This window comes from Rathayibacter sp. AY1A2, assembly GCF_002930935.1.
Taxonomy (GTDB): Bacteria; Actinomycetota; Actinomycetes; order Actinomycetales; family Microbacteriaceae; genus Rathayibacter.
The window spans coordinates 112,467-118,466 of sequence record NZ_PSTP01000008.1; the positions used below are offsets into that span (position 1 = coordinate 112,467).

Consider the following 6,000-nt stretch of genomic DNA (forward strand, 5'->3'; position numbering starts at 1 on the left):
CCCACCGCAGCAGCCCTGACGATCCCCACCCGAGGAGTCCCCTTGACCCTGTCGCCCCTCCGCTCCCTCCCGGCCTTCGACCGCCGCAGCCTCCTCCGCCTGGCGGGTGTCGCCGGCCTCGCGATCGGCGGCGCCTCCGTCCTCGCCTCCTGCGCCTCCGACTCCTCCGGTGCGTCCGCCGCGGACGGCGGCGACCTCGGCACCCTCAAGGTCCAGCTCTCCTGGATCAAGAACGAGGAGTTCGCGGGCGAGTTCTTCGCCGACTCGAAGGGCTACTTCACCGAGGCCGGCCTGGCAGGAGTGACGCTCACCCCCGGCCCCTCGACGGGCGTGGCCGAGCTCCTCTCGGGCAGCGCGGACGTCGCGCTCAGCGACGCCGTCTCGATCGGCACCGCGATCGCCCAGCAGGAGGCCCCGCTCAAGATCATCGGCGCGACCTACCAGAAGAACCCCTTCACGGTCCTCTCGATCAAGACCGCCGGGAACATCGCCACTCCGGCCGACCTCGCCGGGAAGAAGATCGGCGTCCAGGCCTCGAACACCTCCCTGTTCCAGGCGCTGCTCGCCGCGAACGGCCTCTCCGAGTCCGACCTCACGGTCGTCCCCGTCGAGTACGACCCCTCCGTGCTCGTCAACGGCACCGTCGACGGCTTCATCGCCTACCTGACGAACGAGGCCATCACGGTCGCGGCCGAGGGCTACGAGGTCGTCAACCTGCCCTTCGCCGACAACGGCCTCCCCTTCGTCGCCGAGACCTTCTCGGTGTCGGAGCAGGCGATCGCCGAGAAGCGCGACGCTCTGAAGGCGTTCCTCGTCGCCGAGATCAAGGGCTGGACCGACGCGGTCAACGACCCGGAGGCGGGCGCGATGCTCGCCGTCGAGAACTACGGCAAGGACCTCGGCCTCAACGAGGAGTCCTCCAAGAAGGGCGCCACCATCCAGGCCGAGGAACTGGTCGTCTCGGACGAGACGGTCTCGAACGGCCTCTTCACCATCTCCGAGACGCTGCAGTCCGAGACCATCGCGTCCCTCGCGGGCGCCGGGATCGACGTCACGGCCGAGGACCTCTTCGATCTGACCCTCCTCGACGAGGTCTACGAGGAGAACCCCGAGCTGATGAAGTACGCGGCCTGATCCTGATCCACGAAGGGCACCACTCGTGACCGACACGACCGACGCCGGCACCCTGCGCGACCAGGGTGCCGGCGGCACCGGCATCCAGATCCACGGCCTGTCGAAGACGTTCCGGATGGGCTCGCGCAGCGTCGCGGCGCTGCAGGACACCGATCTCCACACCGACCAGGGCAGCTTCCTCGCCCTGCTCGGCCCGTCGGGGTGCGGCAAGTCGACCATCCTGCGCATCCTCGCGGGACTGGAGGAGCCGACGTCCGGCTCCATCCGGGTCGACGGCCGCACTCCCCAGGAGCTGCGCCGCGACAACAAGCTCGGCATCGCCTTCCAGGACCACGCGCTCCTGCCGTGGCGCAGCGTCATGGCGAACATCCGCCTGCCGTTCGAGATCGCGGGCAAGAGCGTCGACCAGTCCTACATCGACGAGCTGATCGACCTCGTCGGCCTCCGCGGCTTCGAGAAGGCCAAGCCGGCCCAGCTCTCGGGCGGCATGCGCCAGCGCGTGTCGATCGCGCGGTGCCTGATCCTCAAGCCCGAGGTCCTGCTGCTCGACGAGCCGTTCGGCGCCCTCGACGACATGACGCGGCAGAAGCTCAACCTCGAGCTGCTGCGGATCTGGACCGAGAAGCCCGCCACGACGCTCCTCGTCACGCACGGCATCTCGGAGGCGATCTTCCTCTCGGACCGCGTCGCGGTGATGAGCCCGCGCCCGGGACGGGTGAAGGAGATCATCGACATCGACCTCCCCCGCCCGCGCACCCCCGAGATGCAGCGCACCCCCGAGTTCCACGCCTACGTCGACCAGGCCTCCGAGCTGCTGTTCGGCGACGGCGGCGCGGCCGCGGACGACCGCGTCTAGGAGGCATTGTGGCCACCACGCTCCCCGCGGCCCCGCGCCGCACCCTGTCCCTGCCTCCGTGGCTCACCGGGCTGATCGGCGTCGCCGCGATCGTCGCCGTCTGGTGGATCGTGGCGCTCGTCACCGCGCCCACCGGCGCCGCGACCTACGCGCCCGTCCCCACTCCCGTGCAGGTCGTGCAGACCGCGATGGAGGACGGCGCCGGCTTCTACTGGCGCAACTTCTCCGTCACGATCGGCGAGGCGGCCGTCGGCTACTTCTGGGGCAACCTCCTCGCGCTGGTGCTCTCGGCGCTCGTGCTGGTCCTGCCCTGGCTGGAGGGGGTCGTCTCGCAGCTCGCGGTCATCACCTACTGCGTGCCGATCGTCGCCATAGGAGCGATCGTGCTGCTGATCCTCGGCGGTGCGGACGCTCCCGGGAAGGCGAGCGCGACGGCGATCTTCCTGGCCGGCCTCTCGGTGTTCTTCACCACGGTCGTCGGCAGCCTCCTCGGGCTGAAGGCGGCCGACAAGGCGGCGCTCGACGTCGTCACGGTCTACGGGGGCTCGCGCTTCACCCAGCTGCGCAAGGTGCGTCTGATCGCTGCGCTGCCCAACATCCTGTCGGCGCTGCAGATCGCGGTGCCCGCGGCCTTCCTCGGCGCGATCCTCGGCGAGTACTTCGGCAAGATCGAGACGGGCGTGGGCCCGATCCTGGTCGCGGCGCAGGTCTCGCTGAACTCGCCCCGCGTCTGGGCGCTCTTCCTCCTCTGCGCGGGCGTCGCGCTCCTCGGCTACGGCATCGTCGGACTGATCGGGCGCCTCATCGCGCCCTGGTCCTCCGGAAAGCGGGCATGACCATGACGACCACCGTCCCCGACCGCACGGAGCAGTCCACGGCCACATCGATCCTCGCGGTCGACGAGCTACGGCGCCAGCTGCGCACGGCCGCCCTCGGCGCGACCCTCAAGAGCCTGCGCAAGAGCCTGCTCGTCGCCCTGTCGACGATCGTGATCGTGCTGGCGATCTGGATCGGCGTGGTCCTCTTCAGCGGGGTCTCGCCCTACGTGGTCAAGGGCCCGTGGGACGTCTGGCAGCACCTGGTGACCGACGCGAAGGCCGCGGAGCACCGCGCCGAGCTGGGCGGGCTCTTCGCCGTGACCATGGGCGACGCGCTGATCGGCTTCGCGGCCGGCCTGGTCGTGGCGATCCTCGGCGCGATCCTGTTCCGCCTGTCGAAGGGCATCGAGCACGCGCTGATGCCGTTCGCGATGCTGCTGCGCTCGGTGCCGCTGATCGCGATGGCACCGCTGATCATCCTGGTCTTCGGGACCGGCTCGATCGCCTCGGTCGCGGTCATCGGCGGGATCGTCGTCCTCTTCCCCGCGCTGGTGACGATCGCCTTCGGCCTCAACAACGCCTCCCCGCAGATGCTCGACGTGGTCGCGGTCTACGGCGGCAGCACTCTCACCGCGATCCGCAAGGTGGCCATCCCCGGCTCGCTGCCCTCGCTCTTCGCCGCGATCCGCATCTCGGTGCCCGGAGCGATCACGGGCGCGCTGCTCGCGGAGTGGCTCTCCACCGGTGCGGGTATCGGCGGGGCGATCAACGCCTGGTCCGCCCAGGCCCGGTTCGCGGACGTCTGGTCGGCGGTCGTGCTCGTGACCGGCGTCTCGCTCGTGCTCTACATGCTCGTGCAGGTGCTCGAGACCTTCGTCCTCTCCCGGATGTCCCTCTCCCTCACCTGACCCTGTCGCTTCCCCCTTCCGCGGGACGCCACTCGAGTGCGGCTCGCCCGGTGGGTCGCATACCCCGGTGGTGTCTCGCGGGAAGGGGGAGGGCAGGGGGAGCGGAGCGACGGGGCCGGGTCAGACGGTGACGATCGCGTCGACGCGGTGGCCGGCCAGCATCTCGCGGCCCCCGAGCCCGTCGAGCTCCATGACCACCGCGATCCCCTCGAGGCTCCACCCGGCGCGCTCGATCAGGCGGCGGCTCGCGTCGAGCGTGCCCCCGGTCGCCAGCACGTCGTCGACCAGCAGCAGGCGCGCGCCGCGGGGCGCCGCGTCCTCGTGCACCTCCAGCATCGTCTCGCCGTACTCGAGGGTCGCCTGCTCGCGCAGCACGGCCCGCGGCAGCTTGCCGGGCTTGCGGATGGTCACGACGCCGAGACCGGCCGAGTAGGCGGCCGCCGCGGCGAGCAGGAAGCCGCGCGCCTCCACGCCCGCGATCGCGTCGATCCGTCCGCGGTAGGGCTCGATCAGCGCGTCGGCCACCGCCCGCAGGGCCTCGCCGTCGCCGAAGACCGGCGTGAGGTCGCGGAACAGGATGCCCGGGCTCGGGAAGTCCGGGACGACGGCGGTGAGACGGTCGACGTGGTCGGCGGCGGTCGTGGTCACGGGGAACCTCCGGGTCGGCGGGTGCGCCCGGGCCGTCCGGCGATCGGGCCCTGGGAGTCTACGACCGGCCGCGGTCTCCTGCGCTTCGGAGGCGGTCAGTAGACTCCTTCCCGACCGCTCCCGTCTCCGGGAGCCCACCCGTCAAGAGGAGATAGTTGTGGCCCTTATCGAGGCAGTCGTCGCCCGAGAAATTCTGGACTCCCGTGGCAACCCCACGGTCGAGGTCGAGGTCCTGCTCGAGGACGGCGCGTCCTCGCGAGCGGCCGTCCCGTCCGGCGCCTCCACGGGCGCGTTCGAGGCGTACGAGCTCCGCGACGGCGACTCCGACCGCTACCTCGGCAAGGGCGTGCAGAAGGCCGTCGACGCCGTCATCGACGAGATCGGCCCGGCCATCGAGGGCTTCGACGCCACCGACCAGCGCCTCGTCGACGCCGAGCTGATCGAGCTCGACGGCACCGAGAACAAGTCCCGCCTGGGCGCGAACGCGATCCTCGGCGTCAGCCTCGCCGTGGCCAAGGCCGCCGCGCAGTCGTCGGACCTCGACCTGTTCCGCTACGTCGGCGGCCCGAACGCGCACACCCTGCCCGTGCCGCTGATGAACATCATCAACGGAGGCGCGCACGCCGACACCGGCGTCGACATCCAGGAGTTCATGGCCGTCCCGCTGGGCGCCGAGTCCTTCTCCGAGGGCCTGCGCTGGGGCGTCGAGATCTACCACGCGCTCAAGGCGCAGCTGAAGAAGGCCGGCTTCGCCACCGGCCTCGGCGACGAGGGCGGCTTCGCCCCCGACCTGCCCACCAACCGCGAGGCGCTCGACTTCATCCTCAAGGCCGTCGAGGCCGCCGGATTCACCCCCGGCAAGGACATCGGGCTCGCGCTCGACGTCGCCTCCTCGGAGTTCTACGAGGACGGCGCCTACACGTTCGAGGGCAAGAAGCTCTCGGCCGAGGAGCTCTCCTCCTACTACGCCGACCTCGTCGCCAACTACCCGCTGGTCTCGATCGAGGACCCGCTGGACGAGGACGACTGGGCCGGCTGGACCCACCTCACCGCGGCCATCGGCGACAAGGTGCAGCTCGTCGGAGACGACCTGTACGTCACCAACCCGGTGCGCCTCGCCCGCGGCATCGCCGAGAAGGCCGGCAACTCGATCCTGGTCAAGGTGAACCAGATCGGCACGCTCACCGAGACGCTCGACGCCGTGGCCCTCGCCCAGCGCAACGGCATGACCGCGATCCTCTCGCACCGCTCCGGCGAGACCGAGGACACCACCATCGCCGACCTCGCGGTCGCGGTGGACGGCGGCCAGATCAAGACCGGCGCCCCGGCCCGCTCGGACCGCGTCGCGAAGTACAACCAGCTGCTGCGCATCGAGGAGATCCTGGGAGGTGCGGCGACCTACGCGGGTCGCTCCGCCTTCCCGCGCTTCTCCGCGTAGTCTCGGCACGCCGGAGCGGCCCCGGAGCCCAGCACCTCGGTGCGGGCGCCGGGGCCGCTCCACTTCCCCCGCCGCGATCGAGGAGGCACCCGCCCATGGCCCGGTCACCTCCGCCGCCCGCAGCGCCTCCAGCGCCACGCCGTGCCCGAGGAGCTGGTGGTGCAGCGCCGGCAGGGCGCTGAACAGCCGGCCGGCGCC

General features: G+C 71.0%; 6 protein-coding genes. 5 read left to right on the top strand and 1 reads right to left on the bottom strand.

Going from position 1 to position 6,000, the window contains the following annotated elements:
• The first annotated feature begins 42 nt into the window (after nt 1-42).
• From C5B93_RS09320 to C5B93_RS09335, 4 genes are all read left to right on the top strand, one after another.
• Nucleotides 43-1,134 (top strand): ABC transporter substrate-binding protein, encoded by a 1,092-nt coding sequence (locus tag C5B93_RS09320; protein WP_258059873.1) that lies wholly within the window; start codon nt 43-45, stop codon nt 1,132-1,134.
• A 115-nt stretch (nt 1,135-1,249) separates the two neighbouring features.
• Entirely contained in the window at nt 1,250-1,990 is a 741-nt protein-coding gene (locus C5B93_RS09325) for an ABC transporter ATP-binding protein (protein WP_104222373.1), read from the top strand.
• An 8-nt stretch (nt 1,991-1,998) separates the two neighbouring features.
• Nucleotides 1,999-2,826: an ABC transporter permease gene (locus C5B93_RS09330; RefSeq protein WP_258059477.1), complete on the top strand. Its 828-nt coding sequence runs from the start codon at nt 1,999-2,001 to the stop codon at nt 2,824-2,826.
• Nucleotides 2,823-3,716, top strand: coding sequence for an ABC transporter permease (locus C5B93_RS09335; RefSeq protein ID WP_104222359.1), 894 nt, complete (start codon nt 2,823-2,825; stop codon nt 3,714-3,716). Before C5B93_RS09330 ends, C5B93_RS09335 begins: the two co-directional genes overlap by 4 nt.
• A 120-nt stretch (nt 3,717-3,836) precedes the next feature.
• Here C5B93_RS09335 and C5B93_RS09340 read toward each other — a convergent pair whose 3' ends face one another.
• Entirely contained in the window at nt 3,837-4,364 is a 528-nt protein-coding gene (locus tag C5B93_RS09340) for an adenine phosphoribosyltransferase (RefSeq protein ID WP_104292313.1), read from the bottom strand.
• 157 nt (nt 4,365-4,521) lie between these two features.
• Between C5B93_RS09340 and eno the strand changes: the two genes are divergently transcribed.
• Entirely contained in the window at nt 4,522-5,802 is a 1,281-nt protein-coding gene (gene eno, locus C5B93_RS09345; RefSeq protein WP_104222361.1) for a phosphopyruvate hydratase, read from the top strand.
• Nucleotides 5,803-6,000: the final 198 nt, after the last annotated feature.